Origin of the sequence: Burkholderia sp. FL-7-2-10-S1-D7, from assembly GCF_001524185.1 — a bacterium.
Lineage (GTDB): Bacteria > Pseudomonadota > Gammaproteobacteria > Burkholderiales > Burkholderiaceae > Burkholderia > Burkholderia diffusa.
The window spans coordinates 42079-62192 of sequence record NZ_LOWY01000049.1 but is presented as its reverse complement, the minus strand read 5'-3'; the positions used below and the strand labels follow the sequence as shown (position 1 = coordinate 62192).

At 69.0% G+C, this 20114-nt stretch carries 20 protein-coding genes; 3 read left to right on the top strand and 17 right to left on the bottom strand.

The genetic code is table 11. The annotated features are described in order from the left end of the window. From WS75_RS17230 to WS75_RS17220, 3 genes are read right to left on the bottom strand one after another with little or no spacing between them, the layout of a single operon-like run. Positions 1-1146, bottom strand: a complete 1146-nt coding sequence (locus tag WS75_RS17230; protein ID WP_059681622.1) for an acyl-CoA dehydrogenase family protein — start codon at positions 1144-1146, stop codon at positions 1-3. Positions 1147-1160: 14 nt separating this feature from the next. Continuing rightward, entirely contained in the window at positions 1161-2357 is a 1197-nt protein-coding gene (locus WS75_RS17225; RefSeq protein WP_059681621.1) for an acyl-CoA dehydrogenase family protein, read from the bottom strand. Between the two features lie 29 nt (positions 2358-2386). Then, complete coding sequence (locus WS75_RS17220) at positions 2387-4522, bottom strand: 3-hydroxyacyl-CoA dehydrogenase NAD-binding domain-containing protein (RefSeq protein WP_059681619.1); 2136 nt, start codon at positions 4520-4522, stop codon at positions 2387-2389. A 240-nt stretch (positions 4523-4762) separates the two neighbouring features. Between WS75_RS17220 and WS75_RS17215 the strand changes: the two genes are divergently transcribed. Further along, a complete protein-coding gene (locus tag WS75_RS17215; protein WP_059681617.1) occupies positions 4763-5725 on the top strand; it encodes a LysR family transcriptional regulator in 963 nt (320 codons plus the stop codon). A 70-nt stretch (positions 5726-5795) separates the two neighbouring features. Then, entirely contained in the window at positions 5796-7688 is a 1893-nt protein-coding gene (gene ggt, locus WS75_RS17210) for a gamma-glutamyltransferase (protein WP_059681615.1), read from the top strand. Positions 7689-7731: 43 nt separating this feature from the next. Here ggt and WS75_RS17205 read toward each other — a convergent pair whose 3' ends face one another. The 7 genes from WS75_RS17205 to WS75_RS17180 all read right to left on the bottom strand — a co-directional run bounded on the left by WS75_RS17205 (position 7732) and on the right by WS75_RS17180 (position 12959). Continuing rightward, positions 7732-8685: an ABC transporter permease subunit gene (locus tag WS75_RS17205; protein ID WP_059681612.1), complete on the bottom strand. Its 954-nt coding sequence runs from the start codon at positions 8683-8685 to the stop codon at positions 7732-7734. Beyond that, positions 8685-9482, bottom strand: a complete 798-nt coding sequence (locus tag WS75_RS17200; RefSeq protein ID WP_059681609.1) for a taurine ABC transporter ATP-binding protein — start codon at positions 9480-9482, stop codon at positions 8685-8687. The genes WS75_RS17205 and WS75_RS17200 overlap by 1 nt, the downstream gene beginning before the upstream one ends. A 48-nt stretch (positions 9483-9530) precedes the next feature. Further along, positions 9531-10547, bottom strand: coding sequence for a taurine ABC transporter substrate-binding protein (gene tauA / locus WS75_RS17195; RefSeq protein WP_059681607.1), 1017 nt, complete (start codon positions 10545-10547; stop codon positions 9531-9533). A 102-nt stretch (positions 10548-10649) separates the two neighbouring features. Beyond that, a complete protein-coding gene (locus WS75_RS34625) occupies positions 10650-10775 on the bottom strand; it encodes a hypothetical protein (protein ID WP_257129404.1) in 126 nt (41 codons plus the stop codon). A 27-nt stretch (positions 10776-10802) separates the two neighbouring features. Then, positions 10803-11795 carry a lipoyl synthase gene (lipA, locus tag WS75_RS17190; protein WP_057928546.1) on the bottom strand — a complete coding sequence of 331 codons (993 nt, stop codon included), beginning with the start codon at positions 11793-11795 and terminating at the stop codon, positions 10803-10805. After that, the gene (gene lipB, locus WS75_RS17185; protein WP_059681605.1) at positions 11788-12549 is read right to left on the bottom strand and encodes a lipoyl(octanoyl) transferase LipB; all 762 of its coding nucleotides are present in this window, start codon (positions 12547-12549) and stop codon (positions 11788-11790) included. The genes lipA and lipB overlap by 8 nt, the downstream gene beginning before the upstream one ends. Before the next feature lie 83 nt (positions 12550-12632). Further along, positions 12633-12959: a DUF2917 domain-containing protein gene (locus WS75_RS17180; RefSeq protein ID WP_059600045.1), complete on the bottom strand. Its 327-nt coding sequence runs from the start codon at positions 12957-12959 to the stop codon at positions 12633-12635. Between the two features lie 102 nt (positions 12960-13061). On the opposite strand from WS75_RS17180, the gene WS75_RS17175 reads away from it, so the two are divergent. Beyond that, complete coding sequence (locus WS75_RS17175; RefSeq protein ID WP_059681603.1) at positions 13062-14051, top strand: transcriptional regulator GcvA; 990 nt, start codon at positions 13062-13064, stop codon at positions 14049-14051. Here WS75_RS17175 and WS75_RS17170 read toward each other — a convergent pair. From WS75_RS17170 to WS75_RS17135, 7 genes are all read right to left on the bottom strand, one after another. Continuing rightward, positions 14035-14343, bottom strand: coding sequence for an HP0495 family protein (locus WS75_RS17170; protein WP_057928637.1), 309 nt, complete (start codon positions 14341-14343; stop codon positions 14035-14037). The genes WS75_RS17175 and WS75_RS17170 overlap by 17 nt on opposite strands. Then, complete coding sequence (locus WS75_RS17165) at positions 14343-15269, bottom strand: D-amino acid aminotransferase (protein WP_059681601.1); 927 nt, start codon at positions 15267-15269, stop codon at positions 14343-14345. Before WS75_RS17165 ends, WS75_RS17170 begins: the two co-directional genes overlap by 1 nt. 48 nt (positions 15270-15317) lie before the next feature. Beyond that, positions 15318-16634, bottom strand: a complete 1317-nt coding sequence (locus tag WS75_RS17160) for a D-alanyl-D-alanine carboxypeptidase family protein (RefSeq protein ID WP_059681599.1) — start codon at positions 16632-16634, stop codon at positions 15318-15320. A 484-nt stretch (positions 16635-17118) separates the two neighbouring features. Beyond that, entirely contained in the window at positions 17119-17763 is a 645-nt protein-coding gene (locus WS75_RS17155; RefSeq protein WP_059681597.1) for an alpha/beta hydrolase, read from the bottom strand. Between the two features lie 13 nt (positions 17764-17776). Further along, positions 17777-18094 (bottom strand): (2Fe-2S) ferredoxin domain-containing protein, encoded by a 318-nt coding sequence (locus WS75_RS17150; protein ID WP_011694422.1) that lies wholly within the window; start codon positions 18092-18094, stop codon positions 17777-17779. A gap of 159 nt (positions 18095-18253) precedes the next feature. Further along, complete coding sequence (locus tag WS75_RS17140; RefSeq protein ID WP_059681593.1) at positions 18254-19405, bottom strand: VanZ family protein; 1152 nt, start codon at positions 19403-19405, stop codon at positions 18254-18256. 19 nt (positions 19406-19424) lie between these two features. Beyond that, the gene (locus WS75_RS17135; RefSeq protein WP_059681695.1) at positions 19425-20048 is read right to left on the bottom strand and encodes an ABC-type transport auxiliary lipoprotein family protein; all 624 of its coding nucleotides are present in this window, start codon (positions 20046-20048) and stop codon (positions 19425-19427) included. Positions 20049-20114: the final 66 nt, after the last annotated feature.

Sequence of the window (20114 nt, the reverse complement as noted above, 5' to 3'; positions counted from 1 at the left end):
TTACTGTTTCGACAGCGCGATGTAGCGCGCGAGATGGTGATCCTCGTCGCCGAGCTGGTGATCGATCATCACGAGCCGCTTCGCGTAATGCGACAGCGGCAGCTCCCACGTCATCCCGATCCCGCCGTGCAGCTGGATGCTTTCCTCGGCGACCAGCGTGCCGATCCGGCCGATGCTGTATTTCGCCGCCGCGAGCGCGCGCTCGCGCACCACGCGCGGCGCATCGAGCTGCGCGGCCGCATTGATCACCGCCGAGCGCGCCTGCTCGACTTCGAGCAGCAGATCGGCCATCCGGTGCTGCAGCGCCTGGAAGCTGCCGATCGGCAGCCCGAACTGCTTGCGCGTGCGCAGGTAGTCGAGCGTCGCGTCCTTCGCGACGTCCATCGCGCCGAGCGCCTCCGCCGACAACGCGAGCAGCCCGTAGCCGAGCACGCGTTCGAGCAGTGCGGCGCCCGCTTCGCCGTCGAGCGCATCCGGCGCGCCGAGCGCGGCATCGGCCGGCAGCGCGACACGCTCGAAGCGCACTTCGGCCGCGCGGCCGCCGTCGATCTTCCGGTAGTCGCGCAGCGACACGCCCGGCGCATCGGCCGGCACGACGAACAGGCCGATGCCCGCCGCATCGTCGTCGCGCCCCGACACGCGCGCGCTGACGACGAAGAACGCCGCCTGCGCGGCCTGGTCGACGACGCCCTTCGCGCCCGTCAACACCCAGCCGTCGCCGGCACGCTCGGCGCGCGTGCGCACGGTCGTCAGTTCGTAGTGCGAGCCCGGCTCGTCGTGCGCGAACGCGGCGCTCGCGCTGCCGTCGATCAGCGCGGCAAGCCGTTCGCGATGCGCGTGGCCGCCGGCGAGCGACAGCGCGCGGCCCGCGAGCAGCGCGCCGAGGAACGGCTCGACGACGAGCCCGCGCCCGAGGCATTCGAACACCACGGCGATGTCGAAGCCCGCGCCGCCGAAGCCGCCGTCGGCTTCGGGAAACAGCGCGCCGACCGCACCGAGTTCGGCGAAGCGCCGCCACATCGCGCGATCGAATCCGTCGGCCGACTGCGCGATGCGATCGCGCACCGGGAACGCATACTGTTCGGCGATGAAGCGGTTCAACGTGTCCGCCAGCATCCGGCGGTCTTCTGTGTGCTGGAAATCCATCGTCGCGTCCCTCGTTACAGCCCGAGCATCATCTTCGCGATGATGTTCTTCTGGATTTCGTTCGAGCCGCCGAAGATCGACAGCTTGCGGTTGTTGAAGTACTGCTGCGCGGCGCTCGCGGCCCCGTCCGGGCCGACCGGCTCGCCGTCGTGATCGGCGTCGAGCGCCTCCTCGACGAACGGCTGCGCGTACGGCCCCATCGCGCGGCGCATCAGCGCGGTGATCTCCTGGCGGATCTGCGTGCCGCGGATCTTCAGCATCGAGCTTTCCGCGCCCGGCACGCCGCCGCCCGCGACCGCGGCCAGCACGCGCAGGTTGGTCGTGCGCATGTTCTCGAGCTCGATCTCGACGCGGGCGACGCGCGCCGCGAAGAACGGATCGTCCGCGAGTGGCCGGCCGTTCTTCGTCACCTTCGCGGCGACCGCGCGCAGGCGGTCGAGCGCGGCCGTCGAGAAGCCGATGCCGGCGATGTTGGTGCGCTCGTACGTGAGCAGGTATTTCGCGTAGGTCCAGCCGCGGTTCTCTTCGCCGACCAGGTTCTCCACGGGCACGCGCACGTCGGTGAAGAACACTTCGTTCACCTCGTGCTCGCCGTCGAGCGTGATGATCGGGCGCACTTCGACACCCGGCGTGGTCATGTCGATCAGCAGGAAGCTGATGCCCTCCTGCTTGCGCACGTCGGTCGCGGTGCGCACGAGGCAGAAGATCATGTTCGCGTAGTGGCCGAGCGTGGTCCACGTCTTCTGGCCGTTCACGACGTAGTGGTTGCCGTCGCGCACCGCGCTCGTCTTCACCGACGCGAGATCGGAACCGGCGCCCGGCTCCGAATAGCCCTGGCACCACCAGTCGGTGCCGTCGAGAATGCGCGGCAGCCAGTGGCGCTTCTGCGCTTCGTCGCCGTACTTGATCAGCACGGGCCCGAGCATGTTGACGCCGAACGGGACGATGCGCGGCGCGCCGGCGAGCGCGCATTCGTTGTCGAACAGAAATTTCTGCGCGACGCTCCAGCCGGGGCCGCCATACTCGCGCGGCCAGTGGCTCGCGAGCCAGCCGCGGGCATTCAGGATTGCGTGCCATTCGCGCATGTCGTCGCGCGTCAGATGCAGGCCGCCCTTCACCTTGCGCGCGGTGCGCGCGGGCAGTTCGGCGGCGAGAAAGCGCTGCACTTCGGTGCGGAACGCTTCCTCTTCGGGAGTGAAATTGAGGTCCATCGTGAGTCCGTTGCGAATGCGGTGGGCGTTCAGTCGATACGGTTCAGGCTCGCGAAATCCGCGCCGCGCTCGACCAGCTCGACGATCAGCGGCGACGGCTTCCAGAACAGCGGATCCTCCTTCGCGAACGCGCGGATGTCGGCGAGCACGTTCGCGAGGCCGACCGTGTCCGCGTAGTGCATCGGGCCGCCGCGATAGCGCGGGAAGCCGTAGCCGTACAGGAACACGGCGTCGACGTCGAGCGGGCGCAGCGCGATCTTCTCGTGCACGACGTTCGCGCCTTCGTTGATCATCGCGGCGAGGTAGCGGCGCATGATCTCGTCGTCGGTGAACGTGCGCGGCACGATGCCCTTCTTCGCGCGCTCGTCGGCGACGATCGCCTCGACTTCCGGGTCCGGCGTGCCGACGCGCGCGCCGTCCGGATACAGGTAGTAGCCGCGCGCGGTCTTCTGCCCGAACCAGCCGCGCTCGCACAGCCGGTCGGAAATCTCCACGTAGCGCGCGCGCGGGTCGCGCGTTGCCGCGCGGCGCTTGCGGGTCGCCCAACCGATGTCGCCGCCCGCGAGGTCGACGACCTGGAACGGCCCCATCGGGAAGCCGAATTCACGCACCGCGCGATCGATCTGATACGGCGACGCGCCGTCTTCCATCAGGTAGTCGGCCGCCGTGCGATAGACGGCGAGGATCCGGTTGCCGATGAAGCCGTCGCACACGCCGGCGCGCACCGGCGTCTTCTTCAGCTGTTTGGCCAGCGCGAACGCGGTCGCGACGACATCCGCACTCACGCGCGCCGGGACGACGATCTCGAGCAGCTTCATCACGTTGGCCGGCGAGAAGAAATGCAGGCCGATCACGTCGGACGGCCGGTCGATGCTGGCGGCCAGCTCGTCGATGTCGAGATACGACGTGTTGGTCGCGAGCACCGCGCCCGGCTTGCACACGCGCGAAAGTTCCGCGAACACCGCCTTCTTCACGCCCATGTCCTCGAACACGGCTTCGATGACCACGTCGGCCTGCGCGAGCGCGTCATACGACGTGCTGCCCTTGAAGCGCGCGAGCCGTGCGGCGTGCGCGGCCGGCGTCATCCGCCCCTTCGCGACGAGGCCGTCGTACACCTTCTCGACATGCGCGCGGCCGCGCGCGAGCGACGCTTCGTCGCGCTCGATCATCGTCACGGGCAGCCCGGCGTCGAGCGCCGCGACCGCGATGCCCGCGCCCATCGTGCCGCCGCCGACCACGCCGATCCGCTCGACCGGACGCGCGCTCGCGCGGCGCGCCTCGGGTGCCTTGGCCGCCTCGCGTTCCGCGAAGAATGCATGCACGAGGCCCGCGCGCTGCGGGCTGTCGATGCATTGCAGGAACAGGCCGCGTTCGAGCTTCATCCCCGCGTCGAACGACTGCGTGAGCGCGGCCTCGACTGCATCGACGATCTTCGCCGGCGAGAACAGGCCGCGCGACTTCTTCGGCAGGTCGGCGCGCGCCGCGTCGATCGCGGCCCGCGCGGCCGCGCGATCGGCAAGCCCCTGCGCATCGCGCGTGCGCCGCGCCGGCGCGCCGAGCGACACGAGTTCCTGCGCATAGGCGAGACCTTCGGCGAGCGTGTCGTCGCTGTGCGCGACGCGATCGACGAGGCCGAGCGCGAGCGCTTCGTCGGCGCTTGCGTGACGCCCCGTCAGCATCAGGTCGAGCGCGGCCTTCGCGCCGATCAGGCGCGGCGTGCGCTGCGTGCCGCCCGCGCCGGGAAGCAGGCCGAGCGTGACTTCGGGAAGGCCGAGCTTCGCGCCGGGCACCGCCAGCCGGTAATGCGCGGCGAGCGCGACCTCGAGGCCGCCGCCGAGCGTCGCGCCGTGCAGCGCCACCACGACCGGCTTCGCGCTCGACTCGATCCGCTCGCACACGTCCGGCAGCGACGGCGGCACCGGCGGCTTGCCGAACTCGCGGATGTCGGCGCCCGCGATGAAGTTGCGGCCGGCGCCGACGATCAGCACCGCACGGATCGCGTCGTCGGCCTGCGCGGCGTCGAGCGCGTCGGCGAGACCGCGCCGCACGTCGGCGGACAGCGCGTTGACGGGCGGATGGTCGATCGTGACGACGAGCACCTTGTCGCGCCGTTCGCGCGTGACGGTGCCGGCTCGGGAAGGTTCGGGGGAAGCGGGTGAATTCATCGTGTCTCCAGTGCGGTGCGCCGCTCGGGCGGAACCGGTCGTCGGGCCGGCGAGCGGTGCCGGCTCCCGAGCCGGGTGCCGCGCGGCGGGAAACGATCCGGCGTGTTTGCCGGGCATGACTCGATTCTCGATTGATCGAGATTCATTGACAATTCCCGCGCGCCTTTACAAGCTGTCAAGTCTGACTTGACATTGAATGTTTTCGGACCGTTAAACGGGCCGGATCGGGAGACACCGGGCATGGACCTGAACGCGCTGACGCTGCTCGTCGAGATTCTCGACGCGGGCAATCTGAGCAAGGCCGCGCAGCGGCTCAAGATGAGCCGCGCGAACGTCAGCTACCGGCTGAACCAGCTCGAACGCTCGATTGGCCAGCAGCTCGTGCGTCGCACGACGCGCCGCATCGAGCCGACCGAGATCGGGCTGAAGCTGTACGAGCACGGCCGGCGCATCCGCAACGAACTGCTCGCCGCGCAGGAATCGGTGACGACGCTCGGCCAGGACCTGCAGGGCCGCGTGCGGCTGTCGGTGCCGAGCGGCTACGGGCAGATGGTAATGTCGGAGTGGCTGCTCGCGTTCAAGCGCCTGCATCCGGGCATCGTGCTCGACGTGGTGTTCGAGAATCGCGTGGAGGACCTGATGCGCGACGAAGTCGACATCGCGATCCGCGTGATGTCCGAGCCGCCTCAGAACCTCGTCGCGCGCGACATGGGCGCGGTGCGCTACGTCGCGTGCGCGTCGCCCGCGTTCGCGGCCGCGCACGGGATGCCCGCGAGCCTCGACGCGCTGGCCGCCGCGCCGGTCGTCACCGCGACGGTGCTGGGGCGGCAGCTGCGGATCGCCGCGTATCTCGGCGACGAGCGCCACGAGGTGCTGCTCGAACCCACGCTGATTTCGGAGAACTTCCTGTTCCTGCGCCAGGCGATCCTCGCCGGGATCGGCGTCGGCATCGTGCCCGACTACGTGATGCAGGACGACATGCGGCGCGGTACGGTCGTCACGTCGCTCGACGCGTACCGGCTCAGCATCTTCGGCACGCACATGTACATGCTCTACATGCCGAACCGGCACCACACGCGCGCGACCGCAACGTTCATAGAGTTCATCCTCGAACAGGCCGGAAAGACCGGCCGGGGCGGGCCCGAGGGGATGCGTCAGGGTTTCCTGTCGGGTGACAACCCGCCGGCCGCGCGGCGACAATAGCGCGCCGCCCGTGCGGAGCGCGTGCCGCGCACACGCCGCCTCCTTCGAATTCACTGTTGCCGAGGGTTCAATGTTCGACCGGATTCGTCCGCATTCGCGTCCCTGGACGCCCGTCGCCGCGCTCGCGCACGTCACGTTCGCCGCGCTCGTCACGTTCAGCGCCGGCTGCACGTCCCCGTCCGCGCCGTCGGGCGCCGTCGTCCCGGTCGCCGCCGCGTCGGGCGCCGCAGTGCCGCTGCCCGGCGTTCACGCGCCGGAACAGTCGTCCGGCTGGACCGACAAGCCGGGCTGGACCTCGCAGCACTTCATGATCGCGGCCGCGAACCCGCTCGCGACGCAGGCCGGCTACGAGATGCTGAAGGCCGGCGGCACCGCGATCGACGCCGCGATCGCGACGCAGATGGTGCTCGCGCTCGTCGAGCCGCAATCGTCGGGGATCGGCGGCGGCGCGTTCATGCTGTACTTCGACGGCCGTGCGACGCAGGCGTACGACGGCCGCGAAACCGCGCCGGCCGCCGCGACCGACCGCCTGTTCTACGGGCCGACCGGCCAGCCGATGAGCTTCTACGAAGGCGTCGTCGGCGGTCGCTCGGTCGGCACCCCGGGCGTGCTGCGCATGCTCGACGCCGCGCACCGTGCGCACGGCAAGCTGCCGTGGCGCCGGCTGTTCCAGCCGGCGATCCGGCTCGCCGAGCACGGCTTCACGATCAGCCCGCGCCTGGCGATGCTGATCGCGAACGACCGGTACCTGAAGAACGACCCGGCCGCGCGTGCGTACTTCTACAACAAGGACGGCACGCCGAAGGCCGCCGGCACGGTGCTGAAGAATCCCGCTCTCTCGACCGTGCTGCGCCAGATCGCCGACCGCGGCGCGAACGCGTTCTACTCCGGCGCGATCGCGCGCGACATCGTCGCGAAGGTGCGCAAGCACCCGACCAACCCGGGCCTGCTGTCGCTGCAGGACCTCGCGCGCTACAAGGCGAAGGTGCGCGCGCCGCTGTGCACCGACTACCGGCGCTCGGTGGTGTGCGGGATGCCGCCGCCGTCGTCGGGTGGCCTCGCCGTCGCGCAGATGCTCGGCATCCTCGAGGCGATGCCCGACTGGCAGCAGATCGGCGCGCAGAAGCCGGTGCGGACCGGGCTGGGCTACGAGCCGACGCCGTTCGCCGCGCACCTGTTCAGCGAGGCCGGACGCCTCGCATATGCGGACCGCGCGCGCTATGTCGCCGATCCCGATTTCGTGCCGCTGCCGGGCGGCAACTGGGCGAGCCTCGCCGACAAGACCTATCTCGCGCAGCGCGCGCGCCTGATCGGCGACACGAGCATGGGCGTCGCGCAGGCCGGCACGCCGCAGGGCGCGACGCTCGCGCTGGCCGACGACCGCAGCCCCGACATGCCGTCGACGTCCGACATCGCCATCGTCGACCGCTACGGCCAGGCGCTGTCGATGACGACCAGCGTCGAGGACGCATTCGGTTCGCGGCTGATGGTGCGCGGTTTCATGCTGAACAACCAGCTCACCGATTTCTCGTTCGTGGCGAGCGAGAACGGCCGGCCCGTCGCGAACCGCGTGCAGCCGGGCAAGCGGCCGCGCTCGTCGATGGCGCCGGAACTCGTGTTCGACAAGAAGACGAAGCAGGTGACGATGATCGTCGGTTCGGCCGGCGGCCCCGCGATCATCAATCACGTCGCGAAGACGCTGATCGGCGTGATGGACTGGGGGATGACGATGCAGCAGGCGATCGCGCTGCCGAACATCGGGTCGATGAACGGGCCGACGCAGCTCGAGCGCGGCCGCGTGTCGGACGCGCTCGTCGACGGGCTGAAGGGGCGCGGGCACGACGTGCAGGTCGTCGAGATGAATTCGGGACTGCAGGGCATCCAGCGGCTGAACGTGCAGGGGCAGACGGTGTGGTTCGGCGGCGCCGATCCGCGGCGCGAAGGGATCGCGATGGGGGATTGAAGGCAGCCGGCAGAGGCGGCGCGCATGCGCCGCCTGCCGCGTGTCATCCGCGCCCTTTCCACGGCACGATCCGCCGCTCGACCCATCGCATCGCGAGATCGAACAGCCATGCGATCGCGCCGATGATCAGGATGCCCATCACGACGATATCCGTGCGCAGGAAGCTCGACGCATTGAGCACCATCTGCCCGAGCCCGGCCGTCGCGGCGACCATCTCGGCCGCGACGAGCGTCGTCCAGCCGAACCCGATCGCGATCCGCAGGCCGGTGAGGATTTCCGGCAGCGCGGCCGGCAGCACGACGTGGCGCACGACCTGCGCGAAGCTGCCGCCGAGCGAATATGCGGCATTGATCTGCTCGACCGTCGCCGCACGCACGCCCGCACGGGCGGCCATCGCGATCGGCGCGAAGCACGCGAGGAAGATCACGACCAGCTTCGCCGTCTCGTCGATGCCGAACCAGATCACGACGAGCGGCAGGTACGCGAGCGGCGGCAGCGGCCGGTAGAACTCCAGCAGCGGATCGAGCACGCCGCGCGCGACACGGCTCACGCCCATCAGGACGCCGGCCGGCACGCCGGCCACGGTGGCGAGCAGGAACGCCCCGAACACGCGCGCGGCACTCCACAGCAGATGCTCGGACAGCGGCAGGCCGCCCTGGATGCGGCCGTGCCACGCGTCGACGAATGCCGCCCACACCGCTTCCGGCGCGGGCAGGAACAGCGGCGGCAACCACTGCCAGTGCGTCGCGACCCACCACAGCACGGCCAGCGCCGCGACCGTCGCCGCGCTGAGCCCTGCGGTTTTTCCCTGGCCCGGCAACCGGTAGCGGCGCGACGGCCGCGCCGCCCTGCGCCGCGTCGTGCGCTCGTCCTGCTCGATCCGCCCGGCCGCTCGTTCGGCCACCCAGGAATCCTGCGTGCTCATGTCGTCCTGCCTGTGCAAAGTACTGATCCGGCCGCGCCCGACGGACGCGCCCTGCCGCGCGAACTCGCGCATCACGCGGTCTCCCCGACCGCCTCGTCGCGATGCAGATACGCGATCAGCCGCTCGCGCCATGCGATGAATTCCGGCGACGACTTCACCGCGCGCGCATCGCGCGATTCGACGTAGCGCCGCGCGAACGGCAGCTCGAAGGTTTCCGCGATGCGGCCGGGGCCGGGCGTCATCACGACGAGACGCGTCGCGAGGAACAGCGCCTCCTCGACGTCGTGCGTGATGAAGAACACCGTCTTGCCCGTGCGCGCCCATACGTCGAGGACGAGCGCCTGCATCGTGCCGCGCGTCATCGCGTCGAGCGCGCCCATCGGCTCGTCCATCAGCAGCACGCGCGGATCGCTCGCGAGCGCACGCGCGATGCCGACGCGCTGCTGCATCCCGCCCGACAGTTCGTACACGCGCGCATGCGCATGGCGCTCGAGGCCGACGAGCGCGAGCATCTCCGTCGCACGCGCGTCGCGTTCGGCCTTCGACACGCGTGCGAAGCGCAGCCCGAGCGCGACGTTGTCGAGCACGTCGAGCCATGGCAGCAACGCATATTTCTGGAATACGACGCCGCGATCGGCGCCGGGGCCCGCGACCGGTATGCCATCGACGCGCACGTCGCCCGTCGTCGGCGCGACGAAGCCGGCCATGCAGTTCAGCAGCGTCGTCTTCCCGCACCCCGACGCGCCGAGCGCGACGACGAATTCACCGGAATCGATGCGCAGGTCGACGCGCGCGAGCGCCTGCGTCGTGGTCCGACCGCGTTCGCCCGGATAGGCGACCGATACCTGACGGACTTCCAGCGTGCTCATGATCGAGGGCTCCGCGATGAGTGGCCTGAGTCGCCTGATGCGCCGCGCTCAGCGCGCAGCCTTCTGCACGAACTGCGGATCGACGCCGACCGAGTAGTCGGCGAGCACCGTCTGGATCGTGCCCTGCGATTTGAGGAACGCGGCGGTGGCCGCGAGCGACTTCGCGGCGCCCGACTGCGCACCGCCGCCGAGCCAGGTCGGCGACGCCTGCTCGGCCGGCGTCGGGAACGCGTAGAGCGCGAGGCTCGCGGGCACGTCCTGCACGTTCGCGCCCGACACCTTCGCGACCGCCGCGACCTGCGGCGAACCGGCCTTCCATGCGGCCGCGTGCGCGCGGTAATCGGCATCGGCGGACGCGAGCACCTTCACGAAGCGCGTGACGAATTCGGGGTTCTCGCGCGCGAACTTGCGGCTGACGACGAAGCCGTCGAAAGTCGCCTTGCCACTTTCTTTCGCAACCTGACCGGACGTCGTCAGCACCGTGCCCGACTGCTTGACCTTCGCGAGCACGGGATCCCAGATATAGGTCGCGTCGATGTCGCCGCGCGCCCACGCGGCCGCGACTTCGGGCGGACGCAGGTTGACGATCTTCACGTCGTTCGGATTCACGCCGGCGGCCTGCAGCGCGACGAGCGTATGGAAATGCGACGTCGACACGAACGGCACGCCGATCTTCTTGCCCTTGAGCGCCGCGATGCGCGTGACGCCCGAACCGTTGCGCGCGACGAGCGCCTCGGCATCGTTGATGTTGTCGAGCACCCAGAACAGCGAGATATCGAGCCCCTGCGACAGGCCGGCCGCGATCGGGCTCGACCCGGCCTCGCCGAGCTGCACGGAGCCCGACGCGAGCGCGCGGATCACGTCGGCGCCGCTGTCGAGCTTGCGGAACGTGACCTTGTAGCCGGTCGCCTTTTCGACTTCACCGCTTGCCTGCGCGTAGCGCCACGGCACGACCATGTCCTGGTACGCGATCACGACTTCGCGCGATTCGGCGTGCGCCGCGCCCAGCGCGGCAAAGGCGGTCAGCGCGACGGCGGCGCGGCGGATGAAGCTGAAACGGGACATGCGGCTCTCCTTCGGAATGCTGGCATTGCTGCGGGAGAGCCGACTTTACGAGCTTTGCGCGCGGCGGGAGCGAACTTATCCTGCGAAGCTATCGATGCCGCTTCAGCTTTGCTTTCCACGTTCCACCGGATCGGGCATCCGGTCGGGTGGCGATTGTCGTGCGAACGCGCGGGCGGCCGCCGCACCAACGAAAAAGCCCGCATCGCTGCGGGCTTTTTTCGACTGCATGACTGCTGCGGAACAGGCCAATGGCGCTCAGACCACCCCGGCTCCGTGCGCTTGCAGATCGGCGTGATAGCTCGACCGCACCATCGCACCGACGGCCGCGTGCGTGAAGCCCATCTTGTACGCCTCTTCCTCGTACATCTTGAACGTGTCGGGATGCACATACGCACGCACCGGCAGGTGGTGCTCGGACGGCTGCAGGTACTGGCCGATCGTCAGCATGTCGACGTCGTGCGCGCGCAGGTCGCGCATCACCTGCAGGATTTCCTCTTCGGTCTCGCCGAGGCCGACCATCAGGCCCGACTTCGTCGCGACGTCCGGATGCTGCGCCTTGAAGTCCTTCAGGAGCTTCAGCGAGTGCGCGTAGTCCGAACCCGGGCGCGCTTCCTTGTACAGGCGCGGCACCGTTTCGAGGTTGTGGTTCATCACGTCGGGCGGTGCCGCGTTCAGGATCGAGATCGCGCGGTCGAGACGGCCGCGGAAGTCCGGCGTCAGGATCTCGATGCGCGTTTCCGGCGACTGCTCGCGCACTTCGCGGATGCACTCGACGAAGTGGGCGGCGCCGCCGTCGCGCAGGTCGTCGCGGTCGACGCTCGTGATCACCACGTACTTGAGCTTCAGCGCGGCGATCGTGCGGGCCAGGTTCTTCGGTTCATCCGCGTCGAGCGGATCGGGACGGCCGTGGCCGACGTCGCAGAACGGGCAGCGGCGCGTGCACTTGTCGCCCATGATCATGAACGTCGCGGTGCCCTTGCCGAAGCATTCGCCGATGTTCGGGCAGCTCGCTTCCTCGCACACGGTGTGCAGGTTGTGCTCGCGCAGGATCGTCTTGATCTCGTTGAAGCGCGAACTGCCGGTGGCCGCCTTCACGCGGATCCATTCCGGCTTCTTCAGCTTCTCGATCGGAATGACCTTGATCGGGATGCGCGCCGTCTTCGCCTGCGCCTTCTGCTTGGCGGTCGGATCGTAGGCAGGGGTCGCGGCCGAATCGGCCGGTGCGGGGGAAGCGGTAACGTCAGTCATTCGATTGTTCCAGTGCCTGCGGCTTGTCGGCGGCCGCGGATGCGGATGCGCCATCGAGGTTGGCGATCAGACGCCCCACCAGCGTGTGGGCGACGTCGTTCCAGTCGGCGGGAACCTCGAGGCTCGCCATGTCGACGGTTTCCAGTCCGGCATAGCCGCACGGGTTGATCGCGAGAAACGGGCGCAGATCCATCTTCACGTTCAGGCTCAGCCCGTGATAGCTGCAGCCGTTGCGGATCTTCAGGCCGAGGGCCGCGATCTTCGCGCCCTCGTGCACGCCGGATGCCACGTAGATTCCCGGCGCGCCCGCCTTGCGGACCGAAGCGAGATTATACGCCGCGAGGGTTTCGATCACGGCCTCCTCGATCTTCGTCACGAGCGTGCGCACCATCAGCTTGCGCCGGCGCAGGTCCAGCAGCAGGTAAACGACGATCTGGCCGGGGCCGTGGTAGGTGATTTGTCCGCCGCGGTCGACCTTCACGAGCGGCACGCCGCTGTCGGCCACCAGCAGGTGGGCCGGGTCGCCGGCCTGGCCGAGCGTGTAGACGGGCGGATGCTCGACGACCCAGATTTCGTCGCCGGTGTCGGCCGTGCGCGTGTCGGTGAACGCGCGCATCGCGTCGAAGCTCGTCTCGTAGGCCTCGCTGCCCCGCCAGCGCACGGTGACCGGCGCGACGGGCTGAACCGGAGACCCGGCGGGCGATTCGGAAACAGCGACAGGCGTGGACACGATGGCAACCGGCGAGACGGACATGGCCGGTAGTTTACCGAAAACCCATGCGTCTCGCCGGCTCTGGAAGGGGACGGATCGCGAGTATCCGTCGGAGGAAAGGCTCGTCAGACGGTGCGCCAGCCGTCGTGGAGCAGCGCATTCAAGCGATTGCGCAGCCGTGCGAGCGCGCCGCGCGCGACTTCCCCGGCCGGCCGCGACACCGAGAACGCGACCTGCGCGCCCTGCCGGCCTTCCGCGCTGAGCCACAGCCGCTCGCCGCGATGCAGCCGGAGCGTCTCGCCGTCGACCAGGAAGTAGTCTTCGACGTCGTTGCTGCGCGTCGCCCATACCGGCCCGCACTGCACCGTCAGACGGGTGCTGCGCTGCACCTTCATCGGCACGGTTTCGCCCGCGGGAATTTCGAAGGTGATGCTTGAAGAAATTTCTTGCATGATCGACTCCGCCAATAAATGCTTCGATGGCTACAATCGTAGTCATTTGAAGGCACTCGACCAAACGACCAATTTTCACGTCGATGTGAGGAAAATTAGCAAATGGACCTCCGCCAGCTGCCTGCGCTGAACGCGATTCGCGCGTTCGAAGCCGCCGCCCGCCACGAGAATTTCTCCCGCGCCGCCGACGAGCTGTATGTCACGCACGGCGCGGTCAGTCACCAGGTGCGCGCGCTCGAGGAGGAGCTCGGCGTGCAGCTGTTCACGCGCAACGGCAAGCGGCTGTGCCTGACCGACGCCGGCATGCGCTACGCGCAGCAGGTCCGCAGCGCGCTGATGGTGATCGCCGATGCGACGCGCGAGGTGCGCGCAAGCGACCGCAGCCGGCGGCTGGTGGTGTCGATGCTGTCGTCGTTCGCCGCACGCTTCATCACGCCGCGCATCGGCACGTTCATCGAACGGCATCCGGAAATCGACGTCGAGCTGCAGTCGACCAACTCGCTCACCGATTTCGCGCGCGACGACGTCGACCTCGCGATCCGGTTCGGCTCAGGCAGCTATCCGGGGCTGCATGTCGAGCCGCTGTTCGAGGAGGTGTTCTTTCCGGCGTGCTCGCCAACATTGAACGGCGGCAAGCTGCCGCAGACGCCCGCCGATCTCGCGCACTACAAGCTGCTGCGCTCGGACGACGAGCTGTGGCGGCCGTGGTTCGACGCGGCGGGGCTCGATACGCTGACCGAGCCGAAACGGGGGGTTCTGTACCAGGATTCGTCGAACCTGTTGCTGGCCGCGATCGACGGCCAGGGCATCGCGCTGGTGCGCCGCTCGCTCGCGGTGCACGACCTGCTGGACGGGCGCCTCGTGCGCCTGTTCGACATCGACGGGCAGAGCCCGTGGCACTATTTTTTCGTGTGTCCGCCGCCGCTCCTGAACACGCCGCGCGTGCAGGCGTTCAGGACCTGGCTGCTTCAGGAAGTCGCCGAATACAAGCTGCTGTGCGACGAGCTGGACGCGCGGCGCGCGGCGGGGACGACCCCCGCCGAGTGCGCGCAGGAAGGCGGGTGGAAAGCGGCGCTCAGAGCACGACCTTGACCATCGGATGGCCGGTCAGTGCACGGTAGATGTCGTCGAGCTGTTGCTGGCTCGTCGCCCGCACGGTGATCGTGAGGCCGGTGTAATTACCGCCGCTCGATGCACGCTCCTCGATCTTCTCGACGTCGATCTCGTTGTCGTGGACGGCCACGACCTTGAAGATCGTGTCCTTGAATTCCGGGTGCGCCTTGCCCATGATCTTGATCGGGAAATCGCACGGAAACTCCAGCAGCGACTCCTTCCGGGTATCGATCGCGCCGGTCACCTCGATGGTTTTGGTCGGTTCGCTCATCATCTTCTCCGGGTTAGGTCAAACTGTTCAAATTCGCGCGCCTTCGCACGCTGATAGGCGTCGTACAACGCCGCGAACACGGGGCCCGGTTTGCCGCCCTGAACGGGCAGATCGTCGAGCGACGTGACGGGCAAAATTTCCTTCGTGGCCGACGTGATCATGATCTCGTCCGCCGAGCGCAACTCGACCTCACTGATCTCGCGCGCGACGAACGGAATGCCGCATTCGTCGGCCAGCTGCTCGACCAGCGCGTAGCGGATCCCCTCGAGGATCTTGTTGCTGCGCGGCGGCGCCATCAGCTCGCCGTTCTTTACGATCCACACGTTCGACGACGAACCTTCGGTCACGTTGCCGTCGCGCAGCTGAATCGTCTCGAACGCGTCGCGTTCGGCCGCATGCTGCGCCATCAGCACGTTGCCGAGCAGCGAAATCGACTTGATGTCGCAATGCAGCCAACGGCGATCCTCCGCCGTCACGCAGCGCACGCCCCGCGCGCGCTCCTCTTCCGACGGCAGCCGCAGCGGGCTCGTCATGGCGAACACCGTCGGCACCGCGTTCGCCGGGAACGCATGGCCGCGCTTCGCGACACCGCGCGTCACCTGCAGGTAGACGAGCGCATTGCCGTCGCCGAGGCCTTCCGCGTTCGCGGCGACCACGCGCTCGATCAGCGCGCGCCAGCCGGCCGCGTCATGCGGATCGTCGATGCCGATCTTCTTCAGGCTGCGCGCGAGCCGGTCCAGATGCTGTTCGATCCGGAACGGCACGTGCGCGCCGTCGTGCGCATAAACGGGGACGACTTCATACACGCCATCGCCGAAGATGAACCCGCGGTCGAGCACCGGCACCCGGGCTTGCGACAGCGGCACCAGCTCCTCCTGCGACGACACGCTGAGGTAGACGATCGGTTCGAATTCGGCTTGGCTCATGGCTATGACAGATGGGGATGAAGTCGTGAAAACAAAGGCCCGTCGTGCTTACTTCTTCTTGCTGAACATCAGCAGGATCGAGTCCCAGATACGACCGAAGATACCCGCTTCCGGCACCGCCTGCAGCGCGACGACCGGGAACTCCGACAGCGTCTTGCCGTCGGCGACGATCTTCACGGTACCGACCTGCTGGCCTTCCGCGAGCGGCGCGATCAGCGGCGCGTTGACTTCGACTTCCGGCTTGACCTTGTCGCCCATGCCGCGCGGCACGGTCACCCACTGGTCGCCCTTCACGCCGACCTGCACGGTGTTTTCCTTGCCCTTGTAGATGCGCGGCGTCGACATCGCCTGGCCGCCCTTGAACAGGCGCACCGCGTCGAACGCGCTATAGCCGTAGTTCAGCATCTTCATGCTGTCCTGCGTGCGCTCGCCTTCCTTCTGCTCGCCCATCATCACCGACACGAGACGGCGCTGGCTGTCGACACCCGGGATCGCGCGCTTGGCCGACGCGATCAGGCAATAGCCGGCCGCTTGCGTATGGCCCGTCTTCAGGCCGTCGACCGTCGGATCCAGCCACAGCAGGCGGTTGCGGTTGCCCTGGCGGATGTTGTTGTACTTGAATTCCTTCTCCGAGAAGATGCTGTAGTACTGCGGAAAATCGCGGATCAGGTGCGCGGACAGCTTCGCGAGGTCGCCGGCCGTCGTGTAGTGGTTCGGGTCGGGCATGCCGTTCACGTCGGCGAAGTGCGTGCCCTTCATGCCGAGGCGCGCCGCCTCGTCGTTCATCATCGTGACGAACTGCCCTTCGCTGCCGCCGACGAGTTCGGCCAGCGCGATCGCGGCGTCGTTGCCCGACTGGATGATCATCCCGTAGACGAGATCGTGCACCGACACCGGCTTGTTCGCCTCGATGAACATGCGCGACTCGTCGCGGCCGACGCGGCGCACCGCTTCGCTCGGCGTGACGATCTGCTCCATCGAGATCTTCTTCTTGTCGAGCGCCTCGAACACCAGGTAGGCCGTCATCAGCTTCGTCAGCGACGCGGGCTCGACGCGTTCGTCGGCGTTGCCCGATGCGAGCACGGTGTTGCTCGTCGCATCGACGAGTACCCACGAGCGCGCGTTCACGCCCGGCGGCGGCACCGCGCCCGGCATGAACGTCGCGGGCGCGCCGGTGAACTGCTCGGTGGCGGCGGCCGGCGCGGCATGCGCGGCCTTGGCCTTGGCGGCCGGCTTCGCCTCGGCGACGACGATCGTCGACGCGAGTGCGACGGGCAGCATCACGCCCAGCGCGACGTTGCGCGCGGCGGTGCCGAAGGCGATGGAAGAAGCGAGGGACTTGAGGCCTTGGGGAGACAGACGCATGATCGATTCAGGCTGATGGCAGAAAGTGCGGCGCGAAACGCGCAGGGTTGAACGGCAAGGCGGCGAGCGTTCCGGCGTTCGTCCGACTGCGTCGGACGGCACGAAACGCGCCGGTTGGACTCATGCGGACGCGTTCGGTTCGCGGCCGTCGCGAGCGGGCGGGCAGGCGGCGAAACGAGCGCCGCATGGGCCCGGCCGGGCCGCGGGCGACGCGAAATGCGGCCATTATACGTGGCCGCGAAAGGCGTTTTCGCGAACCATGGCTCAGGCGGCCACACCCAGGCTTCGAGAGGATAGCGCGGCTTCGCTGCGGAGAATCGTGCGCGAAGCCGCGCGAAAGGCGTGCGCAGGCGCCATGCAAGCCGGGTTGCGCCGCGCTGGAGCGGGCGTGTGCGATCGTGTCGTGACACGGCGCGATGCGATGTCGCGCGCGCGGCGACATCGCGGTCGTGCGGCGGCGGCGCCGCACGTCGGGTTCAGCGGATCAACGCCACGCGTCGACGATGATGCGCTTCAGCACATGCAGCTTGCGATGCAGGAAATGCTCGGCACCGGGGATCACGACGACCGGCAGTTCCTGCGGCCGCGCCCAGTCGTACACGGAAGCGATCGGCACCGTGTCATCGGTTTCGCCGTGGATCACGAGCGTGTTCTCGGGCACGTCGGCGACCTGCCAGCGGCTCGCGGCCGTGCCGACGAACACCATCCGCTCGATCGTCTCGCCTGCGTCGCGCAACCGCTTCGCGACGTGCGACAGCACGAAGGTGCCGAACGAGAAGCCCGCGAGCACGAGCGGCAGGTCCGCATAGGCCGGCTGCGCGCGCATGTGCGCGAGCACGGCGAGCAGGTCGTCGGCCTCGCCGATGCCGTTGTCGTGCACGCCCTCGGTCGCGCCGACGCCGCGGAAGTTCGACCGATACACCACGTAGTCGAGCTGGACCAGCGTGCGCGCGAGCGTTTGCGCGACCTTGTTGTCCATCGTGCCGCCGAACAGCGGATGCGGATGCGCGACGAGCGCGATGCCGCGCGGCGCGGCGCCGCCTTCGCGCACGGCGTCGGGCAGGTCGACCGCGATTTCGATCTGCCCGACCGGGCCGGGGATCAGCGACTTCTGCGTATGAACGTTCATTCGGCCGGCCCGCTCAGATCTTCAGGCGGTCGACGACCTTGCCGTCACGCAGGTGCGATTCGACGATCTCGTCGATGTCGGCCTGGTCGACGTACGTGTACCACGTGCCTTCCGGATACACGACCATCACGGGCCCTTCCTCGCAGCGGTCGAGGCAGCCGGCCTTGTTGATGCGCACCTTGCCGGGCCCCGCGAGGCCGAGTTCCTTCACGCGCTTTTTCGCGTACTCCTGCATGGTCTGCGCATCGCATTGCGCGCAGCTCGGACGCTCGGCGCCCGGTTCGCGCTGGTTCAGGCAGAAAAAGACGTGGTGCTGGTAGTAGGAATCCATGATGGTGACGAGCGGCCCGGCGCGGTGCCGGGCGGAAAGAAGGGCGATTGCCGTTGCGCGCGGCAACGGATGTGCGGACGATTATAGCGACCGGCGCGCGCGGCTGCCCGCGATCGACGCGAGGCGCGGCCGCGCGGCCCCGTTGCCGCTCCTGCGGCGTCAGCGCCGCCGCGCGGCCGGCAGCCACGCGTGCTCGACCCGCTGACCGAGCCAGATCAGCGCCGCGTAGGGCCAGATCCACGCGAGCCAGCGCGCGATGCTGTTGAAGTGCACGTAGCGGCCCTGCCGCCAGCCCGACAGCGTGAAATCGAAGAACGGGTTGACGGGCAGCAGGTTGACGAGCACCACACCGGCCAGCAGCGCGAGCGCCGCGAGCAGCGCCCGCCACGCGGCCGGCACGCGCAATGCGAGCAGCGCCGCCGCGAAGCCGAGCTCGATGCCGAGCCGCGCGCCGGGTGTCGCCCACACGACGACGAGGCCGGTGCGCGACTGCATGAAGGTCGCGGCCGCCTTCAGCGCCAGCGTCGCGGCGACGAACGCGATCAGGAGCCGCACGCGCGGCGCGCCGGCGCGCATCGCGAGCGACGCGATCACCAGCGCGGCGAACAGCATCAACCCGCCGAGCGCGGCTTCCCACGCGGCGTCGGACAGCCAGCCGTCGACGCGCTCGGGCCATTCGCTCACGCGCCACGCGGCCGGCAGCCATGCGAGCAGCGCGTCCTGCATCGAGCCGTCGGCGCGCTCCCACAGCGCGGCGGGCCAGTCGCCGATGCCGAACAGGAACGGCGACGGAAACAGGATCGCGAACGGCCACAGCGCGGCGAGCAGCAACGGCGTCGCGCCGTCGGCCTCGAACCACGCGAAGCGCAGCCGGCGCAATGCGCCGCGGTCGAGCAGCGCGCCGGTCGCCGGTGCCGCGAGCGCCGCGCCGAGCAGCGCGCCGAGCGCGTTGGCCGCGAGGTCGAGATTCGACGCGACGCGCGTCGGCAGGTAGGTCTGCAGCGCCTCCATCGATCCCGACAGCAGCACGCCGAGGCCGCCCACGATCAGCGTCGCGGCCACGCCGCGCCAGCGCGGATGCAGCGCGAGCACGCCGAGTGCGCCGAACGGCATGTAGCCGAGCACGTTGGTGACCACGTCGAACGCGGTCACATAACGCTGCATCGGAGCGAACAGATAATCGAACGGCCCGATGCCGAGCGATACCCAGCCGCCGAACGGATACAGCGATGCATAGACGATGAGCGCCGCATACGCGGCGAACGCCTGCCGCGCCAGCGACGACGCGCGCGACGTGCCCGGCACGCTCATCGCGGCTGCGCGTGCGGCGTCAAGGGTTGCCCGCGTACGCCTGCACGCCGACCCACGCGGCGATCTGCGACACGAGCTCGTCGCTCGCGGCCGCGAGCGCCCGCGCGCCGCCGGCCGCATCGGGCGTGCTCGACGGCGCGCGCGCGACGAACGTGCGCTGGCCGAGCACCTTGCCGCCCTGCACCAGCGTCGCGCGCGCGGTGACCGCGCCGTGGCTCTTCGATTCCCCGTCGAACACCTGCTCGAATTCGTTCAGGTCGACCTTGAGCGTCGGCGCGCGCACGCCGTCGGAACCCTCGAGCACCGCGCCGCGCGACGACAACGCGCCGCGCAGCCGCTGCGTGAGCAGTTGCGCGGGCGGCGCGATCCAGCGGCTGTCGCGATAGACGGCCATGCGCTGCGCATCCGCATACGCGAGCCGGTAGACGAACTTGTCCGTGTCGAGCGCGTCGGGCGCGGCGACGTCGAGCACCTTCAGCGCGGGGCCCGTGCCGGCCGTGACGGCCGATGCGGCCGGCCCGAGGTCGTAGCGGACGTTCGACAGCGCCGCACTGTTGCCGGCGCAGCCGGCGGCGAACACGAGCGTCAGCATCGCGAGCGCGGTCGCGGCGGGACGCAGCCCGCGATCAGGGATTCGTGGCATGGCATGTTCCTGCATGATGTTTCCGGTTTCGATGGCGTCGTGGCCCGGTCTCGCGCCGGGCCGGCC

Excerpts from the sequence above, each read along its gene's own strand:
- WS75_RS17150 (WP_011694422.1), bottom strand. The coding sequence starts at position 18,094 with ATGGATTCCTACTACCAGCACCACGTCTTTTTCTGCCTGAACCAGCGC.
- WS75_RS17205 (WP_059681612.1), bottom strand. The coding sequence starts at position 8,685 with ATGCGCGAGTTCGCGCGGCAGGGCGCGTCCGTCGGGCGCGGCCGGATC.
- WS75_RS17165 (WP_059681601.1), bottom strand. The coding sequence starts at position 15,269 with ATGAGCCAAGCCGAATTCGAACCGATCGTCTACCTCAGCGTGTCGTCG.
- WS75_RS17220 (WP_059681619.1), bottom strand. The coding sequence starts at position 4,522 with ATGAATTCACCCGCTTCCCCCGAACCTTCCCGAGCCGGCACCGTCACG.
- WS75_RS17200 (WP_059681609.1), bottom strand. The coding sequence starts at position 9,482 with ATGAGCACGCTGGAAGTCCGTCAGGTATCGGTCGCCTATCCGGGCGAA.
- lipA (WP_057928546.1), bottom strand. The coding sequence starts at position 11,795 with ATGACTGACGTTACCGCTTCCCCCGCACCGGCCGATTCGGCCGCGACC.
- WS75_RS34625 (WP_257129404.1), bottom strand. The coding sequence starts at position 10,775 with ATGCAGTCGAAAAAAGCCCGCAGCGATGCGGGCTTTTTCGTTGGTGCG.
- WS75_RS17175 (WP_059681603.1), top strand. The coding sequence starts at position 13,062 with ATGGACCTCCGCCAGCTGCCTGCGCTGAACGCGATTCGCGCGTTCGAA.
- WS75_RS17140 (WP_059681593.1), bottom strand. The coding sequence starts at position 19,405 with ATGAGCGTGCCGGGCACGTCGCGCGCGTCGTCGCTGGCGCGGCAGGCG.
- WS75_RS17180 (WP_059600045.1), bottom strand. The coding sequence starts at position 12,959 with ATGCAAGAAATTTCTTCAAGCATCACCTTCGAAATTCCCGCGGGCGAA.
- WS75_RS17160 (WP_059681599.1), bottom strand. The coding sequence starts at position 16,634 with ATGCGTCTGTCTCCCCAAGGCCTCAAGTCCCTCGCTTCTTCCATCGCC.
- tauA (WP_059681607.1), bottom strand. The coding sequence starts at position 10,547 with ATGTCCCGTTTCAGCTTCATCCGCCGCGCCGCCGTCGCGCTGACCGCC.
- lipB (WP_059681605.1), bottom strand. The coding sequence starts at position 12,549 with ATGTCCGTCTCGCCGGTTGCCATCGTGTCCACGCCTGTCGCTGTTTCC.
- WS75_RS17135 (WP_059681695.1), bottom strand. The coding sequence starts at position 20,048 with ATGCCACGAATCCCTGATCGCGGGCTGCGTCCCGCCGCGACCGCGCTC.
- ggt (WP_059681615.1), top strand. The coding sequence starts at position 5,796 with ATGTTCGACCGGATTCGTCCGCATTCGCGTCCCTGGACGCCCGTCGCC.
- WS75_RS17225 (WP_059681621.1), bottom strand. The coding sequence starts at position 2,357 with ATGGACCTCAATTTCACTCCCGAAGAGGAAGCGTTCCGCACCGAAGTG.
- WS75_RS17215 (WP_059681617.1), top strand. The coding sequence starts at position 4,763 with ATGGACCTGAACGCGCTGACGCTGCTCGTCGAGATTCTCGACGCGGGC.
- WS75_RS17230 (WP_059681622.1), bottom strand. The coding sequence starts at position 1,146 with ATGGATTTCCAGCACACAGAAGACCGCCGGATGCTGGCGGACACGTTG.
- WS75_RS17170 (WP_057928637.1), bottom strand. The coding sequence starts at position 14,343 with ATGAGCGAACCGACCAAAACCATCGAGGTGACCGGCGCGATCGATACC.
- WS75_RS17155 (WP_059681597.1), bottom strand. The coding sequence starts at position 17,763 with ATGAACGTTCATACGCAGAAGTCGCTGATCCCCGGCCCGGTCGGGCAG.